The 21,980-nt window shown below is 70.5% G+C and carries 20 protein-coding genes and 1 pseudogene; 19 read left to right on the top strand and 2 right to left on the bottom strand.

All coding sequences use genetic code 11. From position 1 onward, the window contains the following. Window positions 1-54: 54 nt before the first annotated feature. Window positions 55-702: pseudogene (locus AC3ANS_RS15360) on the bottom strand (alpha/beta hydrolase family protein); the annotation flags it as partial. On the opposite strand from AC3ANS_RS15360, the gene AC3ANS_RS15355 reads away from it, so the two are divergent. The 12 genes from AC3ANS_RS15355 to AC3ANS_RS15300 all read left to right on the top strand — a co-directional run bounded on the left by AC3ANS_RS15355 (window position 649) and on the right by AC3ANS_RS15300 (window position 13,245). Beyond that, entirely contained in the window at window positions 649-1,248 is a 600-nt protein-coding gene (locus tag AC3ANS_RS15355) for a hypothetical protein (protein ID WP_488292449.1), read from the top strand. The pseudogene AC3ANS_RS15360 and the gene AC3ANS_RS15355 overlap by 54 nt on opposite strands. Before the next feature lie 799 nt (window positions 1,249-2,047). Continuing rightward, window positions 2,048-2,716 (top strand): ThuA domain-containing protein, encoded by a 669-nt coding sequence (locus tag AC3ANS_RS15350; protein ID WP_488292448.1) that lies wholly within the window; start codon window positions 2,048-2,050, stop codon window positions 2,714-2,716. Further along, on the top strand, window positions 2,701-3,600 hold the full coding sequence (locus tag AC3ANS_RS15345; RefSeq protein ID WP_488292447.1) for a nucleoside hydrolase: 900 nt from the start codon (window positions 2,701-2,703) through the stop codon (window positions 3,598-3,600). Before AC3ANS_RS15350 ends, AC3ANS_RS15345 begins: the two co-directional genes overlap by 16 nt. Beyond that, a complete protein-coding gene (locus tag AC3ANS_RS15340; RefSeq protein WP_488292446.1) occupies window positions 3,597-4,523 on the top strand; it encodes a ribokinase in 927 nt (308 codons plus the stop codon). The genes AC3ANS_RS15345 and AC3ANS_RS15340 overlap by 4 nt, the downstream gene beginning before the upstream one ends. 88 nt (window positions 4,524-4,611) lie before the next feature. Next, window positions 4,612-5,799: a Gfo/Idh/MocA family protein gene (locus AC3ANS_RS15335; protein WP_488292445.1), complete on the top strand. Its 1,188-nt coding sequence runs from the start codon at window positions 4,612-4,614 to the stop codon at window positions 5,797-5,799. Between the two features lie 35 nt (window positions 5,800-5,834). Next, window positions 5,835-6,842 (top strand): sugar phosphate isomerase/epimerase family protein, encoded by a 1,008-nt coding sequence (locus tag AC3ANS_RS15330; protein ID WP_488292444.1) that lies wholly within the window; start codon window positions 5,835-5,837, stop codon window positions 6,840-6,842. A gap of 42 nt (window positions 6,843-6,884) precedes the next feature. Further along, window positions 6,885-7,958: a Gfo/Idh/MocA family protein gene (locus AC3ANS_RS15325; RefSeq protein WP_488292443.1), complete on the top strand. Its 1,074-nt coding sequence runs from the start codon at window positions 6,885-6,887 to the stop codon at window positions 7,956-7,958. Between the two features lie 146 nt (window positions 7,959-8,104). Then, complete coding sequence (locus AC3ANS_RS15320) at window positions 8,105-8,863, top strand: phytanoyl-CoA dioxygenase family protein (RefSeq protein WP_488292442.1); 759 nt, start codon at window positions 8,105-8,107, stop codon at window positions 8,861-8,863. Window positions 8,864-8,873: 10 nt separating this feature from the next. Next, window positions 8,874-9,791, top strand: a complete 918-nt coding sequence (locus AC3ANS_RS15315) for a sugar phosphate isomerase/epimerase family protein (RefSeq protein WP_488292441.1) — start codon at window positions 8,874-8,876, stop codon at window positions 9,789-9,791. Window positions 9,792-9,813: 22 nt separating this feature from the next. Next, window positions 9,814-11,889 carry a hypothetical protein gene (locus tag AC3ANS_RS15310; RefSeq protein WP_488292440.1) on the top strand — a complete coding sequence of 692 codons (2,076 nt, stop codon included), beginning with the start codon at window positions 9,814-9,816 and terminating at the stop codon, window positions 11,887-11,889. Beyond that, window positions 11,886-12,839 (top strand): zinc-binding dehydrogenase, encoded by a 954-nt coding sequence (locus AC3ANS_RS15305; RefSeq protein ID WP_488292439.1) that lies wholly within the window; start codon window positions 11,886-11,888, stop codon window positions 12,837-12,839. Before AC3ANS_RS15310 ends, AC3ANS_RS15305 begins: the two co-directional genes overlap by 4 nt. Continuing rightward, on the top strand, window positions 12,832-13,245 hold the full coding sequence (locus AC3ANS_RS15300) for a hypothetical protein (RefSeq protein WP_488292438.1): 414 nt from the start codon (window positions 12,832-12,834) through the stop codon (window positions 13,243-13,245). The genes AC3ANS_RS15305 and AC3ANS_RS15300 overlap by 8 nt, the downstream gene beginning before the upstream one ends. 36 nt (window positions 13,246-13,281) lie before the next feature. Here the strand turns inward: AC3ANS_RS15300 and AC3ANS_RS15295 are convergent, their stop codons facing one another. Beyond that, entirely contained in the window at window positions 13,282-14,310 is a 1,029-nt protein-coding gene (locus AC3ANS_RS15295) for a LacI family DNA-binding transcriptional regulator (RefSeq protein ID WP_488292437.1), read from the bottom strand. Window positions 14,311-14,430: 120 nt separating this feature from the next. On the opposite strand from AC3ANS_RS15295, the gene AC3ANS_RS15290 reads away from it, so the two are divergent. From AC3ANS_RS15290 to AC3ANS_RS15260, 7 genes are all read left to right on the top strand, one after another. After that, complete coding sequence (locus tag AC3ANS_RS15290) at window positions 14,431-15,249, top strand: helix-turn-helix transcriptional regulator (protein ID WP_488292436.1); 819 nt, start codon at window positions 14,431-14,433, stop codon at window positions 15,247-15,249. Between the two features lie 120 nt (window positions 15,250-15,369). Beyond that, window positions 15,370-16,692 carry an ABC transporter substrate-binding protein gene (locus AC3ANS_RS15285; RefSeq protein WP_488292435.1) on the top strand — a complete coding sequence of 441 codons (1,323 nt, stop codon included), beginning with the start codon at window positions 15,370-15,372 and terminating at the stop codon, window positions 16,690-16,692. 84 nt (window positions 16,693-16,776) lie between these two features. Further along, window positions 16,777-17,715, top strand: coding sequence for a carbohydrate ABC transporter permease (locus AC3ANS_RS15280; protein WP_488292434.1), 939 nt, complete (start codon window positions 16,777-16,779; stop codon window positions 17,713-17,715). Further along, the gene (locus tag AC3ANS_RS15275; RefSeq protein ID WP_488292433.1) at window positions 17,712-18,737 is read left to right on the top strand and encodes a carbohydrate ABC transporter permease; all 1,026 of its coding nucleotides are present in this window, start codon (window positions 17,712-17,714) and stop codon (window positions 18,735-18,737) included. Before AC3ANS_RS15280 ends, AC3ANS_RS15275 begins: the two co-directional genes overlap by 4 nt. Before the next feature lie 5 nt (window positions 18,738-18,742). Then, the gene (locus AC3ANS_RS15270) at window positions 18,743-19,945 is read left to right on the top strand and encodes a hypothetical protein (protein ID WP_488292432.1); all 1,203 of its coding nucleotides are present in this window, start codon (window positions 18,743-18,745) and stop codon (window positions 19,943-19,945) included. Beyond that, on the top strand, window positions 19,942-20,943 hold the full coding sequence (locus tag AC3ANS_RS15265; RefSeq protein ID WP_488292431.1) for a Gfo/Idh/MocA family protein: 1,002 nt from the start codon (window positions 19,942-19,944) through the stop codon (window positions 20,941-20,943). Before AC3ANS_RS15270 ends, AC3ANS_RS15265 begins: the two co-directional genes overlap by 4 nt. Continuing rightward, window positions 20,940-21,980, top strand: a complete 1,041-nt coding sequence (locus tag AC3ANS_RS15260; protein ID WP_488292430.1) for a Gfo/Idh/MocA family protein — start codon at window positions 20,940-20,942, stop codon at window positions 21,978-21,980. Before AC3ANS_RS15265 ends, AC3ANS_RS15260 begins: the two co-directional genes overlap by 4 nt.

Below are 21,980 nucleotides of genomic sequence, written 5' to 3'. Positions count from 1 at the left end.
CGTTCGAACCACGCGATCATCCGCGCGCACTGGTCGGCGAGGGGGGGGAGGCGCCTGCACGCCGTGCCCCTCCTCGGGGTAGACGGCCAACGCGGTCGGCACGCCGTTCTCGCGGAGCGCGTGGTGCATCTGCTGGGCCTGGTGGGGTGGGCAGGCGAGGTCACGCGCACCCGCGGTGAGCAGCATCGGCGTGCGGATCCGCGCGTGGTGGACGACGGGGTTGCGCGTCTCGTACTGCGACCCGGGGTCCCAGGGGGCGCCGTCGAGGAACAGCCGGTCGAACTCCGCGAGGTTGCTGGTGAGGTGGAACGAGCGCCAGTCCGTGCACGGCGACCGCGACACCGACGCCTGGAACCGGTCGGTCAGGCACGGTATCCAGCAGGCCATGAAGCCGCCGTAGCTCTGACCGGTGATGCCGACTCGCTCGGGATCGACGACGCCGTCGCCGACGAGGCTGTCGATCCCGGTGAGCACGTCGGTCACGTCCGTCCCGCCCATGTCGCCGAGCACGGCCTCCGCGAACGCCGGCCCCCGTCCGGCACTGCCGCGCGGGTTCGGGCGGAAGACGGCGTAGCCGCGCGCGACGAGCGCGGTCGTGTGGGGATCACGTCCGATCCAGCCGTCCTGGTAGGCGCAGACGGGGCCGCCGTGGACGTGAACGACGAGCGGGTACGGCGCCGCGCCGGTCCGGGGCAGGTCCACGAGCCCCTCCAGCTCGAGGCCGTCCGCCGATGTCCAGGTCACGCTCCGGGTGCTGCCGACCACGGCCCGCACCGCGTCGGTGCCCGCACCGGCGCAGCTGAGCAGCACCTCGCGGTCGTCGTCCGGTCCGACCCGGACGAGGGTCGGGGGCAGGTGGTGCTGCTCGAGCACCAGGACGGGCGACCCGTCGTGACCGAGGCCGCCGAGCTCGGGCTGGTACCGACCGGTCGTCGCGCGTCCGGTCCACAGCTCGGTGACGTCGCCGCTGTCGACGTCGACCGTGGCGAGGACGGTGTCCAGGCCCCGGTGACCGATGAACAGCACGCCGGCGCCCGAGATCCATCGGTGGTCGGTGACGTGCACGTCCGCGGTGTCGACCAGCACGGGCGCTCTGTCACGGGTGCCGACCAGCAGCTGGCCGGCGAGCAGGTCGCGGTCGCTGGCGAGTCCCGTGAGCGCCGACCACCGGCGTCCGTCCGGCGAGCCGGTCGGCTGCGCCAGCTGGAACCGCTCCCGGTGGAGGTGCGTCGTCTCGCCGTCCGGTGAGACCAGCACCAGCCGGGCGGCGTACCAGGCGCCCTCGCCGGCGCCTTCGCTGACCAGGGCCACCAGGTCCTCGCCGAGCCAGTCGGCCTCCCAGGTGTTGAGGCCGGAGGCCGTGCGCACGGCACCCGTCTCGACCTCCCACACCACCAGCCTCCGGCGACCACCGGACCTGGGTGAGGTGGCCGGCCGCCAGGGCTCGCCGGCCGCCGGCTCGCCGACGACGCCGGAGCCCCAGACGTCGGAGATCTCGGCCCCGGGCTCGGCGACCACCAGGGCGATGCGGGTGCCGTCGCCCGACCACCGGGCCGTCTCGACGGAGCCGGCCAGGTCGTGGGCGCGGGCCAGCTCGACGCCGTCGACGTCGAGCACCACCGCGGTGGCGAGGCCGCCCGCGTCGGCCGCGAGCACGCAGAGCCGGGTGCCATCGGGTGACCAGACCGGCGACGCGGAGGCGGACCCGGGGAGCACAGGGCGCACCCCAGCGCCTGCGGCGACCAGGAGGACGTGTTTGTCGTCGTCGCCTGCGGACGCGCCGCCGCGCATCGTCCCGGTGCAGGCGACCAGGGCCCGCGCCGGGTGCGGAGCCGCCTGCGCCAGGTCGACGAGGTCGTGTTCGCCGGGCGCCCGGAAGCTCTGCTGCAGGTCGGCGACCCAGGCACGGACCCGGTCCGGCACCGTGCTCAGGTCGTCCTCCACGAGAGCACTTTCGCAGATCACGGTGGCGTTCACTGGCAATTCCCAAATCGATTGGCTACGGTGCCGCTGAGAGTACTCCGCCAGGAGTGCAGAGAGGAACGTCATGGAGACCACCCGCACCCGCCAGGCCCTGATCGTCCGGGGCGGCTGGGACGGCCACAGTCCGGTCGAGGCGACCGAGCGGTTCATCCCGTTCCTCGAGGAGCACGGCTTCGCCGTCGAGGTCCACGACGGTCCCCAGGTGTACGCCGACGCCGAGCGGCTCGCCGCGACCGACCTGGTGATCCAGTGCTACACGATGGGCGAGGCGACCGACGAGCAGGTGCTCGGTCTCTCGGCAGCGGTCGCCGCGGGCACCGGCATGGCCGGATGGCACGGAGGCGTGTGCGACTCGTTCCGCAACTCGCCGGACTACCTCCACATGATCGGCGGTCAGTGGGCCGCGCACCCGGGCGGCTTCGTCGACTACGAGGTCGAGGTCGTGCCGGCGAAGGCCGACCACGAGATCGTCCGCGGCCTGGACCGCTGGCAGCTGCACACCGAGCAGTACTGGGTGCTCACCGACGCCCTCGACGATGTCCTCGCCACCACGACCTTCACCGTCCGCGACGACACCCCGTGGCGCGAACCGTTCGCGTGCCCCGCCGTGTGGACCCGCCAGTGGGGCCGGGGCAAGGTGTTCGTCTCCACCATGGGCCACAAGCTCGAGGACCTCGACCACCCCGATGTGCGCACGCTGACCGAGCGAGGTCTGCTGTGGGCGAGCCGCTGAGCCCGCCGACCCGCATCATCCTCGACACCGACCTGGCGATGGGAGCGCCTGGCTCGGACATCGACGACGGCTTCGCGCTAGCGCTGGCGATCGCCGACCCGGCCCTGTCGCTGGAGGTCGTGACCACGGTCGGTGGCAACAGCGACGTCGTCACCTCGACCCGCCTGACCCACGAGCTGCTCGCGGTCCTCGGGCACGACGACGTACCGGTCGTCCAGGGGGCGCCGGCCGACGAGGGTGCCGCCGCCGAGATCGTGCGCCGGGTGCGCGCGGAACCGGGTGAGCTCACGATCGTCGCGATCGGACCGCTGACCAACCTCGCCCGCGCTCTCGAGCTCGACCCACGGGTCGCCCACGACGTCGGCGAGATCGTGGTGATGGGCGGGGTGTTCCTCGGGCAGACCAACGTCTCCGCGATGCCGGGGGAGTACAACTTCTGGTGCGACCCGGACGCCGCCCAGGCCGTCCTGCAGAGTGGTGCCCGTGTGCGGTTGGTGGGTCTCGACGTGACCAGGAAGGTGCGCGTCTCCCGTGCCGACGCCGACGAGCTCGCCGACGGCGGCGCGTTCGGGCGGGTCGCAGCCGCCGCCACCCACGGCTGGATCGACTTCCAGGAGCGGGTCAAGCCGCGTGAGGCGATCGAGCAGGGCAGCTGTGCGCTGCACGATCCGCTGGCCGTGGCGGTCGTCGCGCACCCGGACCTGGTGACCTGGCAGGACGCGCACGTGGAGGTCGAGACCGTCGGCCGGGTGACCCGCGGCGTCGCGATCGCCGACCTCCTCATGTGGGAGGACCCGCCGGCTCCCAACTGCCGGATCGCGACCGAGGTCGATGCGGCCGCTTTCCGGCGGCTGTTCCTGGAGCGGATGGCGGCGCTGCCATGACGACCGTCGACGTGGTGGTCGTCGGCTCGGTCAACCGCGACTACGTCTGCCGGGTCCCGGTGCTGCCGGCGCCGGGGGAGACCGTGCTGGGCGGCGAGGCCTCGGTCGGCTCGGGCGGCAAGGGCGGCAACCAGGCCGTGGCCGCGAGCCTGCTGGGGGCGCGCACCGCGCTGGTGGCCCGGGTCGGTCGCGACGACGACGGCCGCGCCCTGGCCGCCGACCTGGCCGCGTCCTGGGTGGACACGACCGAGATGGTGGCGACCCAGGCGCGCACCGGCATGGCGTTCGTCCTGGTCGACGCCTCCGGCGAGAACTCCATCGTCGTCGCGCCGGGTGCCAACGAGCTGCTCGAGGCGCGCACAACCGCCCGCGCCGTGCGTGATCTGATCAGGCCGCCGGGGGTGCTCGTCACCCAGGCCGAGATCCCGGTGGCGGCCTTCGACGCCGCGATCAGGGCGGCGGGGGCGGTGGGCTGCCGGGCGGTGGTCAACCTCGCGCCGTACCGACCCGTCGACGCCGAGGTGCTAGCGCTGTGCGACCCGCTGGTCGTCAACGAGACGGAGGCGAGCGGGCTCCTCGGCCGCGAGGTGCGAGGCGTCGAGCAGGCACGAGTGGCGGTCCGGGAGCTGGCGACGAGGTGCCGATCCGCGGTGGTCACGGTGGGTGCGGCCGGCGCGGTCCTCGGCTGTGGTGACGTGGTGGAGCACGTCCCCGCCGACTCGGCCGAGGTCGTGGACACGACCGGCGCCGGCGACGCGTTCACCGGTGCGCTCGCGGCGGTCCTGAGCGCAGGACACGGTCTGGCGGACGCGGTGCGCGTCGGCGTGCGGGCCGGGACCTACGCGGTCGGCCGGCCCGGCGCGCAGGCCTCGTTCGCGGACAGTGCCGCGCTCGGGCTCGGCCCGTTGCACGAACGCGGCTGAGCCATTGACCCGGCCGCGGGCGAGGGCCTAGCGTTCCTGGCAGTAAAACGATTTGCACCGATTTGTTGCGGACACGAGGGAGAGCGCGATGAGCGTGCACGAGACGGGTGCGGGGCGCGAGCCCCTGGGTGTGGCGATGATCGGCTACGCGTTCATGGGCGCGGCTCACTCGCAGGCCTGGCGCAACGCCCACCGCTTCTTCGACCTGCCCGTGCGGCCGGCGATGAACGTGGTGTGCGGCCGCACGGAGTCGGCGACCCGCGAGGCGGCCGAGAAGCTCGGCTGGGCGGCGTGGTGCACAGACTGGCGCGACGTCCTCGAGCGTGACGACATCCAGGTCGTCGACATCTGCACGCCCGGCGACACCCATGCCGAGATCGCGCTGGCCGCGCTCGAGGCCGGCAAGCACGTGCTGTGCGAGAAGCCGCTGGCCAACAGCGTCGCGGAGGCGGAGCGGATGACCGCCGCCGCCGAGGCCGCGACGGCTCGTGGCGTGCACTCGTCCGTCGGGTTCAGCTACCGGCGTACGCCCGCCCTGGCCTATGCCCGTCGACTGATCGCCGACGGTGCCGTGGGGACGGTCCGGCACATCCGAGCGCAGTACCTCCAGGACTGGATCGTCGACCCGGAGTTCCCCCTGGTGTGGCGGCTGCAGAAGGACAAGGCGGGATCCGGCGCCCTCGGTGACATCGGCGCCCACATCGTCGACCTCTCGCAGTTCCTCACCGGCCAGCGGCTCACCGATGTCGCGGGACACCTCACGCGGTTCGTCGAGCGGCGACCGCTGCCCGAGGCTTCCTCGGGGCTCAGCGCGAGCGGCGGTGCGCAGACCGGGGAGGTCACCGTCGACGACGCCGCGGTGTTCTTCGGCCGCACCGACGGCGGTGCGCTGGCGACCTACGAGGCCACCCGCTTCGCCACCGGACGCAAGAACGCGATGCGCATCGAGGTCAACGGCTCGGCCGGCAGCGTCGCCTTCGACTTCGAGTCGATGAACGAGCTCCACGTCTACGACGCGAGCGTGCCCGCGCGCGACGCGGGGTTCCGCCGGATCCTGGTCACCGAGCCCGACCACCCCTACACCGGAGCCTGGTGGCCCCCCGGGCACGGACTGGGCTACGAGCACACCTTCGTGCACGAGGTCGCCGACTTCGTCCGCGATGTCTGCTCGGGGACGGCACCGAGCCCGTCGTTCGCCGACGGCCTCCAGGTGCAGCGCGTCCTCGACGCCGTCGAGCGGTCCTCGGCCACCGGGGCCGGCTGGACCACCGTCTGACCTCGCCACGTCCGCACCCCTCGAAAGGAGCTCCGATGCCTCGTCCCGTCACCCTGTTCACCGGACAGTTCGCCGACCTGCCGTTCACCGAGATCTGCCGCAAGGCGGCCGAGTGGGGCTACGACGGGCTCGAGATCGCCTGCTGGGGAGACCACTTCGAGGTCGACCGGGCGGTCGCCGACCCCTCCTACGTCCGGGGCCGGCGCGAGATCCTCGAGAAGCACGGGCTGAGCGTCTACGCGATCTCCTGCCACCTCACCGGCCAGGCGGTCTGCGACCACCCGATCGACGAACGGCACCAGGGGATCCTGCCGTCGCGTCTGTGGGGCGACGGTGACCCCGAGGGCGTCCGGCGCCGTGCCGCGGAGGAGATCAAGGACACCGCGCGCGCCGCCGCGCTGCTCGGTGTCGACACCGTCATCGGCTTCACCGGGTCCTCGATCTGGCACACCGTCGCGATGTTCCCGCCGGTCCCCGACACCATGATCGAGCGCGGGTACGCCGACTTCGCGGAGCGCTGGCACCCGATCCTCGACGTGTTCGACGAGGTCGGCGTCCGGTTCGCCCACGAGGTCCACCCCAGCGAGATCGCCTACGACTACTGGACGACCGTGGCCGCCATGGAGGCGATCGGCCACCGCCCGGCGTTCGGACTGAACTTCGACCCGAGCCACTTCGTCTGGCAGGACCTGGACCCGGTCGACTTCTTGTGGGACTTCCGCGACCGGATCTACCACGTCGACTGCAAGGAGTCGGCGACGCGCCTCAACGGGCGCAACGGCCGCCTCGGCTCCCACCTGCCGTGGGGCGACCCGCGGCGCGGGTGGGACTTCGTCTCGACCGGCCACGGCGACGTGCCCTGGGAGCCCGTCTTCCGGATGCTCAACGCGATCGGCTACGACGGCCCGATCAGCGTCGAGTGGGAGGACGCCGGCATGGACCGCGAGCACGGTGCCCCGGACGCCCTCGCGTTCGTGCGGGCACTGACCGCGATCGAACCCCCTGCCGCGTCGTTCGACGCCGCGTTCTCCTCCGGCGGCTGAACCTCGTTGCCGGAGACCACCCACCCATCGAGAGGTACGAAGTTGAGCAGGCTGCGCGTCGGAGTCATCGGTCTGGGCGAGGTCGCCCAGGTCATCCACCTCCCCATCATCGAGTCGCTCCCCGAGCACTACGAGCTCGCGGCCGTGTGCGACATCTCGCCCGGCCTGCTCAAGCGGGTCGGCGACCGCTACCGCGTCGAGCGCCGCTACGCCGACGCGGCCGAGCTGATCGCCGCCGGAGGCCTGGACTGCGTGTTCGTCCTCAACAGCGACGAGTACCACGCCGAGTGCACGATCGCGGCGCTGGACGCCGGCATCCATGTGCTCGTCGAGAAGCCCATGTGCCTGAGCCCGCGCGAGGCCCAGGAGATCATCGAGGCGCGGGACCGCTCCGGCAAGACCGTGATGGTCGCGTACATGCGCCGCTTCGCCCCCGCGTTCACCGAGGCGGTGGAGCGGCTGCCCGAGCTCGGGGACATCCGCTACGTCCGCGTGCACGACGTGATCGGGGAGAACCGGTTGATCGTCGACCAGACCTCCTACGTCGACCGGGCCGACGACATCCCCCAGGACCTGGTCGACGAGAAGTGGGCGCGCCGGTCCGCGCTCGTCAAGGAGGCGCTCGGTGAGGTCCCCCAGGAGCTGGAGTGGACCTACGGCCTGCTCTGCGGCCTCGGCAGCCACGACCTCTCCGCGATGCGGGAGCTGATCGGGCGGCCGCAGCAGGTGGCCGCGGCGCGGATGTGGCGCAACGGCGGGTACGTCGTGGCGCTCCTCGACTACGGCGACTTCGTCGTGACCTACGAGACCGGCGTCGACGACCAGCTGCGCTTCGACGCCCACATCGAGGTGTTCGGAGCCTCGGGCAGCATGCGGGTGCAGTACGACACGCCGTACGTCCGGCACTTCCCGACCACGCTCCACCTCGAGCGCACGGTCGGCGACTCCTACGAGCGCTCCGTGGTGCGGCCGCACCTGAAGGACCCCTACACCTACGAGCTGGAGTACTTCCACGATGTGGTGACGTCGGGGGCGACGCCCAAGACCGGGCCGGAGGACTACGTCGAGGACATGGAGCTGTTCGTCGAGATCATCCGGGCGCTGGAGCGGCCCTGACCCCGTCCGGGCGACGGTCTGCGGCCCCGGGTGCCGAAGATAGGTCGAGTGCTCCGGAGGATAGGCGGGGTGACCCGGGTCACCCCGCACGTAGCGTCGTCACCGCCCCCGAGCCGGGGATCCCGAGACCTCGAAAGGCCACCGCGATGACCCAGACCTTGACCGACGCCGACGTCACGTTCTTCCAGGAGAACGGCTACCTCCTGCCCGGCCGGCAGCTGCTCTCCGAGGAGCGGCTCGCCCGGCTCGAGCAGATCTTCAACGAGCACCTGGCGGACAAGGGCGACAAGCTCTCCGACGAGCTGGACACCCCGCACTACCGCGACGAGAGGCTGCTGGAGTTCCTGCTCTCCGACGAGGTGCTCGACTGGATCGAGCCGCTGATCGGCCCCGACATCGCGCTCTGGTCGAGCCACTTCATCTCCAAGGACCCCTTCACCGGCCGAGCGACACCGTGGCACGAGGACAGCGCGTTCTGGGAGGGGCGGTTCGACAGCTACGACCACATCGTGACGATCTGGCTCGCGCTCGAGGACGGCAGCTTCAAGGACAACGGCTGCATGCGGGTGATCCCGGGCTCCCACCTGAACGGCGGCTTCTCGGACGACTACCAGCCGACCGACATCACCGAGCAGACCTTCCACGCCGAGCTCGCCGGGGTCGACGAGGACCAGGCGGTGTACTTCGAGCTCGGCCGCGGCGAGTTCTCCATGCACGACGGCCGGATCGTGCACGGCGCCAAGGCCAACACCAGTCCGGTGCGGCGCACCGGCTACACGATGCGCTACTTCCCGTCCTCGGTGCGGATGCAGGACGTCCCCCAGAACGAGGGGTGGAAGATCTGGCTGGCCCGCGGCGAGGACCTCGCCGGGAACGACTACGCGAACGTCCCGGCCGGGGCGTGAGAGGAGAGCGATGAGGCTCGGACTGCTGACGGCCTGCCTCCCGGGGGAGACCCTCGAGGACGTCGCCACCTGGGCGGGCGCCCACGGCTACGCGGCCCTCGAGGTCGCCGCCTGGCCGGACCGGCCCGGACGGGACTGGGAGGCGACCCACGTCGATGCGGAGTCCTTCGGCGCCGCCGACGCCGAGCGGGTGCGCGACACCCTGACCGCCAACGGCCTGGAGATCTCGGCCCTCGCCTACTACGAGAACAACCTCCACGAGGACCTCGCCCTGCGGGAGGCCACCCATGACCACCTCCGCCGTTGCATCGACGCCGCCGAGCTCCTCGGTGTCGGGTTGGTCGGCACCTTCGTCGGGCGCGACATCAGCCTGACGATGGTCGAGAACCTGCGGCTCGCCGAGAAGGTGATGCCGCCGCTGGTCGAGTACGCCGCGGCTCGCGGCGTACGCCTCGTGATCGAGAACTGCCCGATGGAGGGGTGGCACCCCGACGGTTACCCGGCCAACCTCGCCTACTCGCCCGAGCTCTGGGGCTGGCTGGCCGACCTCGGCCTGTGGCTGAACTACGACCCGTCCCACCTGGTGTGGCTCGGGATCGACCCGGTCACGGCATTGGAGGCACACGCCGACCGGGTGCTGCACGTGCAGGCCAAGGATGCCGAGGTCGACTTCGCCGCGCGCAACCGCTACGGCGTGTTCGGCCAGGTCCTCGACAAGCAGCCGTGGGTGAGCGGTTGGTGGCGTTACCGCATCCCGGGTCTCGGGCAGGTGGACTGGCGCCGCGTGATCGACACGCTCTACCAGGCCGGCTACGACGGGGTCGTCTCCGTCGAGCACGAGGACCCCGTGTGGAGCGGGGACGCCGAGCGCGTCCGCCAGGGCCTGTCCATCGCCGAGCGCACCCTCGGCGCCCTCATCGTCTCCTGACCACCCGACCGAAAGGCCGCCCATGCACCGCGGTGTCTACTTCGACGCCTGGTTCCCGCGCCAGCACTGCTACCACCCGAGCCTGCCCCCGCGACGGCTGCGGATGGTCGACGACCTCGTCGACTTCCGCGCCACCGTGCTGGTCTGGGCCTCGATGGGCGGCGGCTCGCTCTCGCTGCCCTACCTCGAGCAGGAGGCGTTCGGACCCGTCGACGCACGCTCGCGCTTCTACGGCTTCGTCAACGACAGCGAGTTCATCGCCGCCTGCCATGAGCGGGGCATCCAGGTCCTCGGCATCGTCTTCGAGGCGCAGGGTTGGGAGTTTCCGGTCGAGCTCAGCGCTGAGGAGGACGAGGTGCTCGCCCTCAACGAGCTCCGCGGGTCCGGCAAGCGGGACTGGATGGGGCTGCGCGAGTTCTCGTCCAACCGCTACCCGAAGCTCTGGAAGCCGGTCGAGCACTACTTCCCCGAAGGTCTGGTGAACTCCGACGGCGAGCCCGTCACCGACCTGATCGAGGAGTGCGTGGTACGCGACATCCACCAGCAGCCGTGCCACGCGCACTGGGTGGAGTGCCCCGACCGCGAGCACCAGTGCTACTACATGGACCGCAACAACCCGGTCTGGCGCGAGTACCTCAAGGCCGTCATCCGCATCCAGCTCGACGCCGGCGCCGACGGCATCCAGCTCGACGAGGCCGAGCTGCCGATGGGCGCGTTCCAGTACGGCGCGTGCTTCTGCAAGGACTGCATGAAGGGGTTCCGCACTTACCTGCAGGAGCTCACGCCCTCCCGTGTCGACATCGCCCTCGACGACGTGGACCTGGACACGTTCCACTACGGCGAGTGGCTGCTCGCCCAGGGCTACGACTTCAAGGAAGGTCGCGAGTCGACGCCCCTGTTCGGCGACTACTACGCCTTCCAGTGCCTCTCGATCAAGAAGTACTTCGCCGAGCTGGCGGACTACGCGCGCGCGTACGGCCGCTCGCTGGGCCGGGAGATCATCCTGTCCGGCAACTTCTTCAACCTCGAGCCGATGTACCTCGCGATGGCCGACGACGTCGACCTGGTCATCACCGAGATGCGCAACACGACATACCGCCAACCCGAGTGGTACCGGTACGTCGCTGCGTTCGCCGGTGACAAGGACGTCGTCGTCGTCGAGAACCCGTACGGCGGCGTGGTCCCGGAGCTGATCGGCCTGCTCGCCGAGGGCAAGGGCCACGACCTCTTCCGCCTCTCCCTGTTCGAGGCCGCGGCGTTCGGGGCGAACATGTCGGTGCCCTACGGCTCGTGGATGGGCAGCGTCATCGAGGACTCGTTCTACGCCCCGCACGGGCTCGCGACCGAGGTCCAGGGCTTCCTCGCCGAGCACGAGCACCTCCTCGCCCGGCAGACCGTCAACGAGGTCGCCGTGGTCTACAGCGTGGAGAGCACGCGCGAGCTGATCGGGAAGGCCGACGCGAGCGACAACACGACCAACCTGCGCGACGAGTCCGTGGTGGTGCCCTACCGTGTCGTGACGAAGACCCTCGCCGACGCGGCCGTGCCGTTCGACGTGGTGATCTGGCCGGACGGCGTCACGGCGCCGGATCGAGCCAGCGCGGAGTCGTTGGAGCGGTACTCGACGGTGGTGCTTCCGGACGTGTTCGCGATGACCGACGCCCAGTCCGACGCGCTGCGCGGCTACCTCGCCGACGGCGGGACCGTGGTGACCACCGACCGGGTGGCGCCGAACCTCCCGAGCCACGACAACATCCGCAGCGCCCACCGGGCGGTGCTCGGCGAGCTGCTCCCGCGCGGTCCGCAGGTCGTGTCCTCGGCGCCGCTCTCGGCCAACCTCCAGCAGCTCGACGACGGTTCGGTCGCCCTCCACCTGGTCAACTACGACTACGACCGCGATGCTGATGCGGTGCGCAGGCTCACCGATGTCTCTCTGCGGGTGCGGTTGCCGAAGAGCAAGCAGCGCGCGACGGCGGTGGCCGCCGACGGGATGCGCACACCGCTGGAGCTGGGCCGTGAGGAGGACGTGCACCTCGTCCGCGTCGACTCGGTGGGTGTCTACTCGATCGTGGTGTTCCACGACGAGGAGCTGTCGTGAGGATCGCCGCGCTCCGGGGACCGGAGGCCTTCGAGATCGAGGAAGCGCCGATACCGACGATCAGACCCGACGAGGTGCTGGTGCGTGTCGTCGCCTCCGGTGTCTGCGCCTCCGAGCTCGAGCCGTGGGTCGACGGCCCGCCGGCGGGGGAGGTCCGCTACCCGGGCCACGAGGTCAGCGGCGTGGTGATCGAGCTGGGTGCGGAGGTCACCGAGCTCGGGGTCGGCGACCGGGTCGGCGTCTGGGTCACCGAGCGGGGCTTCGCGGAGTACGTCGCGGTCCGCGCTGCCTACTGCTTTCCGGCAGGCGACGGTCCGCTCGAGGAGGCCCTGGCCGAGCCGATCGCCTGTGCCGCCAACGCCGTGGAGGCCGCCGACGTGCGCCTGGGGGATGACGTCGTCGTGATCGGTGCCGGCTTCATGGGCAACCTCGTCCAGAGCCTGGTGGCCTCGCGCGGGGTGCGCAGCCTGGTGGTCGCGGACGCCCGGCCCGACGCCCTGAGGAGAGCGGCGGACCTGGGTGCCACCCGGGTCGTCGACGTCACCCAGGAACCTCTCCCCGACGTCGTACGCGCCCTCACCGGTGGACGCGGCGCGGACATCAGCTTCGAGTGCACCGGCACCCAGCCCGCGCTCGTCACGTGCGGCGACACGACCCGGATGAGCGGCAAGATCGCGATCGTGGGCTTCCATCAGGGCGCCGCTCGCGAGATCCCGTTGGCGTACTGGAACTGGATGGCCTTCACGATCGTCAACGCGCACTTCCGCGACCTCGCCACGATCATGCGAGGGATGTCCGTGGGGATGCGGCTGGTCTCGTCGGGGGTGCTGGACATGGCGGGCCTCGTCAGCCACCGCTACGCGCTGGAGGACGTCAACGAGGCGTTCGCCACCCTGCGGGACAAGCCGGAGGGGTTCGTCAAGGCGGTGATCACGTTCCCCGATGAGTGACGACGACGAGTCCCGACGTGCCCGCGCGGCCAGGGTCCACGAGCACGGCGCCGCGCAGGAGCGCCGACGACGCCAGGAGTCGGAGCTGGCCCAGACCCTCGTGGACCGGTTCGTGGCGGACGCGCACCGGGCCGGCCTGCCGACCGAGCAGCTGACCGCCCGGCCCTGGAGCGGCGGCGGCCGCTACCGGACCGGCCTCACGGGCTGGTTCCTGCGCGGAGACCGCTCGATCGGCGTGAGCCGGGACGGCGGCTACTACGTGCTCGTCGTCGCGCCTCGCCGGCTCGGGCGTTGGCGACGGGTGCGGCTCGACCCGGTGCCACCGCCCCTCCAGGTGGGCGAGGGTGCTCGCGACGGCGAGTCGATCGCGCTGGAGGCGCTGCTGCGGCTGCGGCTGGAGAGGTGAGCTGCTGACGGGCTCGGGCAGGCGGCTCGATCCGGCTCAGGCGCTGTCGCGCACGACCAGGGGGCACGGCAGGACGACCGTGCGACCGGCGCCGGAGTAGCGCCCTGACATCCTGCTCAGCAGCAGGTCGCCGGCGGTGCTGCCGGCCTCGTAGGCGGGGTTGCGGACCGTGGTCAGGCCGGGCGTGACGATCGTGGCGGCGTCGACGTCGTCGAATCCCACGATCGCCAGATCGTCGGGCACGTGGAGCCCGAGCTCGTTGGCGAGATCGAGGGCACCGATCGCCATCAGGTCGTTGGCGCAGAAGACGGCATCCGGCGGGGAAGAGAGCGCCATCAGGGTCTTCATCGCCTCGTAGCCCCCGCGGCGGGTCCAGTCGCCGCGGACGAGCAGCGGCGCGGCGACCTTGCGCTTCGCCGCGTGCATGGCGGCTCGGAACCCGGAGGTGCGCGCGGCCCCGTAGCGCGGCGGGCCCTGGATCATCGCGATCCGCGCATAGCCACGCTCGGCCAGGAACGCCGCCGCCTCGCGCGAACCGGTCTCGTCGTCGGGGATCACCGCGTCACAGCTGGGGTGGTCGAGGTGGTCCCCGACGCACACGATCGGGGTGGCCAGGTCCGCCGGCCCGAAGGAGATCTCGGAGGCGGTCTCACCCGAGGCGAACACGATTCCATCGACGCCGCGGTCCATCACGTCCTCGAAGAACTTCCGTTCGCGGTCGTGCTGGCCGTCGGTGTTGCAGAGGTAGCTGCCGTAGCCGAGGGCGTCGACCGCGTCCGCGAGACCTCGGCTCAGCACGGCATAGAACGGGTTGGTGATGTCTGGCACCACCACGGCGATCATGTGCGACTGCCGGGTGCGCAGGTTGCGAGCCACGTGGTTGGGGCGGTACCCGAGCTCGCGGATAGCCTCCAGCACCGTCGTGCGGGTGGCCGCCCCCACCACCCGTTTTCCCGAGAGCACGTGCGAGACCGTCGTCGGACTGACGCCGGCGCGATTCGCGACGTTCGCGATGGTGACCCGAGCAGGGACGGCCTGCTCGTCGAGCTGGTCGTGCGCCGTCATGGCGATACTGTAGCGGATCTGGAGCAAAACGATTTGAGATCCGGAGGCACAGCCGTGAGGGAACCGATCGAGCGATTCAGCACGGACGCCCTGCTCCCTCCCGACCTCGGAGCTAGGGTCATGCGGCCACGCCTGCGCTCGGTCGGCGTGCACTGGCACGACTACTACGAGCTGAGCCTGGTGCTCTCCGGCGAGGGTGAGCACGTCGTCAACGGCCTCGTGAGCCGGATCGGACCTGGAAGTGCGTTCTTGCTCTCGCCGGCCGACCTCCACTCGCTCCGATCGCTCGGCGATGCTCCCCTGAGCTGCTACAACACGGTGCTCGACCCGGTGTCGATGGAGCGCCACCTCGCCGGGATCGAGGCCTCAGCGATCGCCGGCCTCCCCTGGCAGACCGAGGACTTCCTCGACGCCGAGCCCGAGTTCCGGCGGCTGCAGGAGGAACTGGAGGAGCCCCGCTTCGGATCCTCGCGGGTCGCGGACGCGCTCGTGGTCTGCCTGGTCGTCGAGCTCGCCCGGCGGTGTGGCGTCGAGAACACGCCGCGTCCGTTGCCGTCCGCCGACGCGGACCTGCGTGCTGCGGTGCAGTACGTCGACCGCCACTTCCGTGAGCCCCTCACGCTGGCCGGTGCCGCTGCCCGGGCGCACCTGTCGCCGAACTACTTCAGCGAGCGGTTCCGGGTCTACACGGGCGTTCCGTTCCAGGCCTACCTGCAGGAACGACGGCTCAGGTTCGCCCGGTCGCTGCTCACTTCGACGGGCCTGAGCGTGTCCGAGGTCTGCCATGCGGCCGGCTTCAACAGCCTGTCGCACTTCGGCCGCGCCTTCCGTCGCCGGTACGGCGAGGCGCCGTCGCAGCTCCGCGTCGGCGGGCCCTCCGGCGCCGGAACGAGGTCGCGCGAAGGTCACGATGTGACGGTTCCCACGCGAATCCATTGACAAATTGCATGCCGCCTACGATGCTTCCCGCCAAGGAGCCAAACGATTTGCATCGGTTGCGTCTCGGATCGTGTCGAGGACTCCTACTGTGCTGCTGGAGCAAGCGAAGGAGCTGGTTCGGTGAGGTTCAATCTGTCCCGGAAGGCGGCCGTGGTGGCCGTCCTTGCCACGATCGCGTCCACGGGTCTTGCCGCTTGCGGCAGCGACTCCGAGAAGCCGCAGGGCAACACCGAGCAGGGTGCGGGGGAGGGGCCCGTCAAGGATCCGACCGAGCCCACCACGGTCACGTTCTTCTCCTGGCTCGGCAACCAGCCCGAGATGAAGAAGATGGCCGCCGAGTTCCACGACCAGCACCCGAACATCACGATCAAGTTCGAGAACGTGCCGGCCGAGCAGGCCGCGCAGGTGCTGACCACGCGCATCGCGGGCAACAACGCTCCCGATGTCGCCTACATCAACGCCAGTGACACCTCGGACTACGCGACGCGGGACGCGGCGGTGGACCTGACCGACTACATCAAGCGCAGCGACGTGGTGAACCCCGATGACTACACCGACGCGTTCAAGTCCTTCGTGACCTACGACGACAAGTGGTGGGGCCTGCCGCTCGACGGCGAGACCACCGGGCTCTTCTACCGGACCGACCTCTTCGAGGCGGCCGGCATCGATGCCCCGCCGACCACCTGGGACGAGTTCGAGGCCGACGCGGCGGCGCTGACCGACCCGGCGAAGGGTCAGTACGGCTTCGAGATGTTCGCCCCGGAGTCGGGCTACTACTTCTACCCCTGGCTCTACCAGGCGGGCGGCGACCTGCTGAGCGAGGACGGCGACATCCTGTTCACCAGCGACGAGGCGCGCAAGGCCGCCAACTTCTACATCGGGCTGACCAAGTACGCCCCGCCCGACTACCTCAACTCCAACTCGTGGGACGGACGTGTGGCCTTCGCCCAGGGGCAGGTCGGGATGTACATGGCCGGTGCCTGGTTCGCCGGCACCCTGAGCGAGGAGTTCCCCGACATCGAGGGCAAGTGGGCCACGGCCGCCCTGCCCGAGGGGGACGCGGGTTGCAAGACGACCATCGCCGGCGACTCGCTGGTGATGATGAGTCAGACGAAGCACTCGGACGCCGCCTGGCTGTGGATGGAGTTCCTCTCCAAGCCCGAGAACATCGCGCGTTCGACCTACAAGACCGAGGGCACGCTGCTCCCGCCGCTGAAGTCCCTGCTCGAGGGCGATGAGATCGTCAAGGAGAAGCCGGTGCTCAAGGGGTTCATCGACCTGATGAAGTGTGGTGTCGCCAGCACGGTGGCCAACCCGAAGATGCCGCGGATCGAGACGATCCTCAACGACGAGCTCGGCAAGGCGATGTACGGCGACGAGACGGCCGACGAGGCCCTGGACAACACCGCCCAGCAGGCCGAGGCGATCTTGTCGCGCGGCTGAGTCCACCGCAGACGCTGGACTGCCGCGGGCCCGGGCGGGGAGCACCCGGCCCGGACCCGCGGCCCCGAGAGCAGAGGAGCAGGAATGGCGACGGCGGTCGTGTCGGGAAGGAAGGACATCCGGGAGACCCGGGTCAGGCGCTTCTTCTGGCGGATGTGGCGAGAGCGGTCGGCGTACCTCTTCCTCGCCCCCGGGGTGATCATCTTCTCGGTGTTCACGCTGGCCGCGTTGATCTTCGCGTTCTACCTGACGTTCCACCGCTGGAGCATCATCGAGCCCCAGAAGCCCTACGTCGGGTTGACGAACTACGACGACATGATCCACGACGAGCGGTTCGTGAAGTCGATCCTCAACACGATCTACTTCAGCGGTGCCTCGGTCCCGCTGAGCATGGGGATCGGCCTGGGGCTGGCGCTGCTGCTCAACCAGCCGATCCGGTTCCGGGCTCTGTTCCGCACCGCCTACTACCTGCCGGTCGTCACTCCGTTCGTCGTGTCCGCGCTGCTGTGGAAGTGGCTCTACAACGGGCAGTACGGCCTGTTCAACTACTACCTGCTCAAGGGGCACGTCATCGACCAGCCCCTGCTCTGGCTCTCGGACAAGGACCTCGCGATGCCGGCGGTCGTCTTGATGAGCGTGTGGAGTGGAGTCGGGTTCTCGATGGTCGTCTATCTCGCCGGTCTGCAGGCGATCCCCAGTGAGATCTACGAGTCCGCCAAGCTCGACGGCGCAGGTGCCTGGCGGCGCGTCCGCTACATCACGATCCCGATGCTGCGTCCGACGACGCTGTTCTTGCTGGTGATGGGCGTGATCAGCTCCCTGCAGGTCTTCACCCAGATCTTCGTGATGACCAGTGGTGGCCCCGTCAACAAGACGACCACGATGGTCTATTACATGTATCAGTGGGCGTTCAAGTACTACGACATGGGCTACGCCAGCACGCTCGCGTTCGCACTGTTCGCGATGCTGCTGTTGTTCACCGGTCTCCAGCTGCGGCTGTTCCGGGGCGGTGACGGCTCATGAGCGGACTGACGGAGGAGCCCACCGCCCCCCGGTTCGTCAGCGAGGCGCAGCCAGTGCTGCCGAGGCGTCTGCGCCGTCGCGCCAAGCCCAAGCGGGCGCCTGGCGCACCCCGCGAGAAGGAGCAGGTCAGCCTCAAGGCCAAGCTCGTGACGTACCTGATCCTGGCGCCGGTCGCGATCCTCTTCGTGGCGCCGTTCGCGTGGCTGATCAGCGCGTCGTTCCAGCCGCTGAGCACGATCTTCGCGAATCCACCGACGTGGATCCCCGACCACCCCACGATCGACGGCTACAAGGGCTTCCTCAACGTCGGCCACCTGAGCAAGGCCCAGCAGGGTCAGGGCCACGGCGACTGGCGTTGGTTCCTGAACAGCGCCTTCGTCGCGCTCTCGATCACGGCGCTGCAGACGTTCTTCAACGCCCTGTGCGCCTACACGTTCGCCAAGCGCAAGTTCCCGGGCCGCAACGTCATCTTCATGTTCTTCCTGGCGACGATGATGGTCCCTGGCCAGGTCACGCTCATCCCGAACTACATCATCATCCAGCACATCCCGTTCTTCGGTGGCAACGACTGGCTGGGCGCCGGCGGGCATGGCTGGCTCGACTCCTACTGGGGCCTGATCATGCCGGGCGTCGTGAGCGCCTTCGGCATCTTCCTGCTCCGTCAGTTCATGGTCTCCATCCCCGACGAGCTGCTCGACGCGGCGCGCATCGACGGGGCGGGGGAGTTCCGGATCTTCTGGAGCGTGATCCTGCCGTTGTGCACGCCGGCGCTCGCGGCCAACGCGATCTTCACGTTCCAAGGGGCGTGGGAGGACTTCCTCTGGCCGCTGATCGTGACCTCCGGAGACCCGGACAAGATGACCGCGCCGGTCGGGCTGGCCCTGTTCGTCGTGCAGAACAAGACCGACTGGAACCTGTTGTTCGCCGGCTCGGTGATCGCGACGCTGCCGATGATCTTGGTGTTCATCGTCTTCCAGCGGCAGTTCGTCAAGGGCATCGCGATGACCGGACTGAAGGGCTGAGCACGGTGGATCCTGTCGCGATCCGCGGGACCCTGGCCCGGCTCCTGTCGGACGGCGGTGGCGTGCTGCGTTGCCAGCCGGCGTGGGTGGCGCGCGACTTCCTCCCACCGGGTCGCCGCCTGGGGCTTCCGGAGGACGCCTATGACGTGGGTGAGCGTGGCTTCATCTGCGAGCGGTGGTTGGCCTCCACGACCCGGGCCGACAACCGCATCGGGCCCGATGACGAGGGGCTCAGTCACGTGGTCGGCGGCCGCGGCGAGCGCATTCTGCTGCGCGACGCCGTGGCCGCCGGTCCCGCGGAGGTGATGGGTGCGGCGTACGCCGCCACCCACCCGGCCGGCCTGGGGCGGCTCGCCAAGATCTTCGACTACGGCTACCGGCTGCCGTTCCACATCCACCCGCCGCAGGAGTACGCCGCGCTGGTGGGCTGCAACGCCAAGGACGAGTCGTACCACTTCCCGGCCGGGGTGGACCTGGGTCCCCATCCCGAGACCTTCTTCGGCGTGCACCCCTGGATCGCCGAGCAGGGTGCCCACGAGACGTTGCTGCCCTACCTCGTGGACTGGGACAGCGACCTGATCCTGCGCCACGCGCGCGCGGAGCTGCAGGTGCCGGGGGAGGGCTTCCACGTCCCGTCCGGCGTCCTGCACGCCCCCGGGACGGCGCTGACGATCGAGCTGCAGGAGGACTCCGACGTCCTGGCGATGTTCCAGGCGCTCAACGCCGGCCGGATCATCTCCAAGGACCTGCTGTTCAAGGACGTCCGTGCCCAGGACCGCGCCGCGGAGGGCGAACGGTTCCCGCTCCGCTTCGTCGACTGGGAGACCAACGGCGACCCGTGGTTCTACGAGAACCGGCACCTGAGCCCGCAGCCGGTCGCCGGCGCGCCGGACGACGGAGCCGAGACCTGGGTGTTCTACAACACCGACAAGTACGCCGGGAAGCGTCTCGTCGTGCGCCCTGGCGGAAGCCACCAGCTGCAGGAGCCGGGCGTCTACAGCGTGTTCGTCTGGTCCGGCACCGGCGCGTACGCCGGTCACGAGGTGCGCGGTGGTGAGCCGGGCATGGACGAGCTGGTGGTCACTCACGAGGCCGCGACCCGCACCCACGACGTCGTCAACACCGGAAGCGAGGACCTGGTGGCCTTCTTGTTCTTCGGCCCGGACCTGCACACCCAGGTCCCCACCATCCCCGTCCACGGCCGATGAGCGACGAGCTCACCGTCGGCCTCCTGGGAGCCGGCATGATCGCCGGGGTGCACGCCCACGCCTACCGGGAGTCGCCGGGGGTCCGCCTGCTCGCGGTCGCGGACCTCGTGCCGGGGAAGGCCGATCGGATCGCCGGTCAGTACGACGCGAAGGCCGTGCCCGACCTCGCTGCGCTCCTCGACCTCGGCGTCGACGTGGTCGACATCTGCACGCCCCCGACCGCCCACGCCGAGGCCACGATCACGGCCCTCGAGGCCGGGCGCCACGTCTTGTGCGAGAAGCCGATCACCCGCACGCTCGACGAGGCCCGCCGCGTCGTCGAGGCGGCTCGGAGGTCGCCCGGGCTGCTCTCGATCGGCCAGGTCGCTCGCTACGGGCCCGACCACCGGCTGGCCCATGACCTGGCCGAGGCCGGCGAGATCGGTGAGGTCCGGCTGGTCAGCCACTCCACGACGACGTCACTGCCCGGCTGGAGCGAGGCCGGCTGGCTCGCCGATCCGGCGACGTCGGGCGGGCCGCTGCTCGATCAGGCGGTGCACAGCTTCGACTACGCGCGCTGGATGATCGGCAGTCCCGCGGTGCGCGTGCACTGCATGGCCGCCGACAGCGGAGCGGGCCCGGCGACGTACACGCTCACGACCGTGCGCTACGAGAACGGCGCCATCGCGCACGTCGAGTGCAGCTGGGCGCACCCCGCCTCCCGCGGGTTCAAGCTGCGCGCCGAGATCGTCGGCACCCAGGGACGACTCTCGTGGGACTACGACCACCTCATGGGCGGGGTGCTGCACCCGCGCGAGGGCGACGCCGAGTGGTGGGACGTGCTCGGCGACCGCGAGTTCACCGCGGAGCTGGCCGCGTTCTTCGGGGCGGTCCGCGACGGCGGGCCGCCGCCGGTCCCCGCCGAGGAGGGACTCGAGTCGCTGCGGACGGCCCTGGCAGCGCTGGAGTCGGCACGCACCGGCCGGACCATCGACCTGACCACCTGGGAGGTCTCGTGATTCCCGCAGCACCCCTGCGCCCGGTGGGCGTCGCTATCCTCGGTGCCGCCCACATGGGCCACGCGTGGGCCTACGCGCGTGCCCTCACCGAGTCTCCCCACGCGGTGGTGGTGGGCCTGCACGACCCGGAGCCCGAGCACACCCGCTGGATCCACCAGGACTTCGGGGTGCCACTGGCGGGTACGGCCGAGGAGCTGCTGTCCTCGCCCGGGGTCGACGCCGTCTTGGTGTGCGGCGCCAACGCCGAGCACCGGGCCCAGGTCGAGCTCGCGGCCGCCTACGGCAAGCACGTGCTGTGCGAGAAGCCGATCGCGACGACCGTCGAGGACGCCCGGGCGATGATCGCCGCGTGCGAGGCGGCCGGTGTCCAGCTGCACCTGGCCTTCCCCTCGCGCTTCCTCCCTCTGGTCTCCCGCGCACGCGCCGCGGTCCGCGACGGCCGGCTCGGCGAGCTCGTCGGCCTCGTGGGCGGCAACCGCGGGCGGCCGCCACTGCCGCCGGCGTACCCGGGCTGGATCACGGACCCGGTCTCGGCCGGGGGAGGAGCGCTCATCGACCACTCGGTGCACGTCACCGACGTGATGCGGCACGTCAGCGGCCTGGAGGTCGCGGAGGTGTCCGCGGAGTCGGGGTCGCTGCTGTGGGGGTGCGACGTCGACGACGTCGCCATCCTCTCGTTGCGCTTCGAGAGCGGCGCGGTCGGCAGCGTGGACCCGAGCTGGTCCGTGCCGGCGGACAACCCCTGGGACTACGACTTCTTCCTGCGGCTGGTCGGCACCGAGGGTGCGCTCGAGATCAGCGACACGGCCGAGGCGCTGCGGGTGGTCAGCACCCGCCCGGGCGGTCCCGCGGGGCTGCGTGACGCGTCGTTCGCCGAGGACGCGGACCGGGCGATGATCGAGGCCTTCCTGGCGTCGGTGCGCACCGGCACCGTCCAGGAGCCGTGTGCGACCGGGCTCGACGGCCTGCGCGCACTGGAGGTGGCGCTCGCGGGATACCGGTCCTCGGCCGCGGGCGCGGTCGTCGCCGTTCGCTGA

The sequence above is a fragment of the Nocardia sp. 149-1B genome (assembly GCF_057747975.1).
This window is presented reverse-complemented; position numbering and strand designations above follow the sequence as displayed.

Bases quoted from the DNA above. Each gene is read 5' to 3' on its own strand.
- AC3ANS_RS15265 (WP_488292431.1), top strand. From the start codon at position 19,942: ATGAGCGACGAGCTCACCGTCGGCCTCCTGGGAGCCGGCATGATCGCC.
- AC3ANS_RS15310 (WP_488292440.1), top strand. From the start codon at position 9,814: ATGCACCGCGGTGTCTACTTCGACGCCTGGTTCCCGCGCCAGCACTGC.
- AC3ANS_RS15315 (WP_488292441.1), top strand. From the start codon at position 8,874: ATGAGGCTCGGACTGCTGACGGCCTGCCTCCCGGGGGAGACCCTCGAG.
- AC3ANS_RS15275 (WP_488292433.1), top strand. From the start codon at position 17,712: ATGAGCGGACTGACGGAGGAGCCCACCGCCCCCCGGTTCGTCAGCGAG.
- AC3ANS_RS15330 (WP_488292444.1), top strand. From the start codon at position 5,835: ATGCCTCGTCCCGTCACCCTGTTCACCGGACAGTTCGCCGACCTGCCG.
- AC3ANS_RS15335 (WP_488292445.1), top strand. From the start codon at position 4,612: ATGAGCGTGCACGAGACGGGTGCGGGGCGCGAGCCCCTGGGTGTGGCG.
- AC3ANS_RS15320 (WP_488292442.1), top strand. From the start codon at position 8,105: ATGACCCAGACCTTGACCGACGCCGACGTCACGTTCTTCCAGGAGAAC.
- AC3ANS_RS15295 (WP_488292437.1), bottom strand. From the start codon at position 14,310: ATGACGGCGCACGACCAGCTCGACGAGCAGGCCGTCCCTGCTCGGGTC.
- AC3ANS_RS15280 (WP_488292434.1), top strand. From the start codon at position 16,777: ATGGCGACGGCGGTCGTGTCGGGAAGGAAGGACATCCGGGAGACCCGG.
- AC3ANS_RS15290 (WP_488292436.1), top strand. From the start codon at position 14,431: ATGCGGCCACGCCTGCGCTCGGTCGGCGTGCACTGGCACGACTACTAC.
- AC3ANS_RS15350 (WP_488292448.1), top strand. From the start codon at position 2,048: ATGGAGACCACCCGCACCCGCCAGGCCCTGATCGTCCGGGGCGGCTGG.
- AC3ANS_RS15340 (WP_488292446.1), top strand. From the start codon at position 3,597: ATGACGACCGTCGACGTGGTGGTCGTCGGCTCGGTCAACCGCGACTAC.
- AC3ANS_RS15300 (WP_488292438.1), top strand. From the start codon at position 12,832: ATGAGTGACGACGACGAGTCCCGACGTGCCCGCGCGGCCAGGGTCCAC.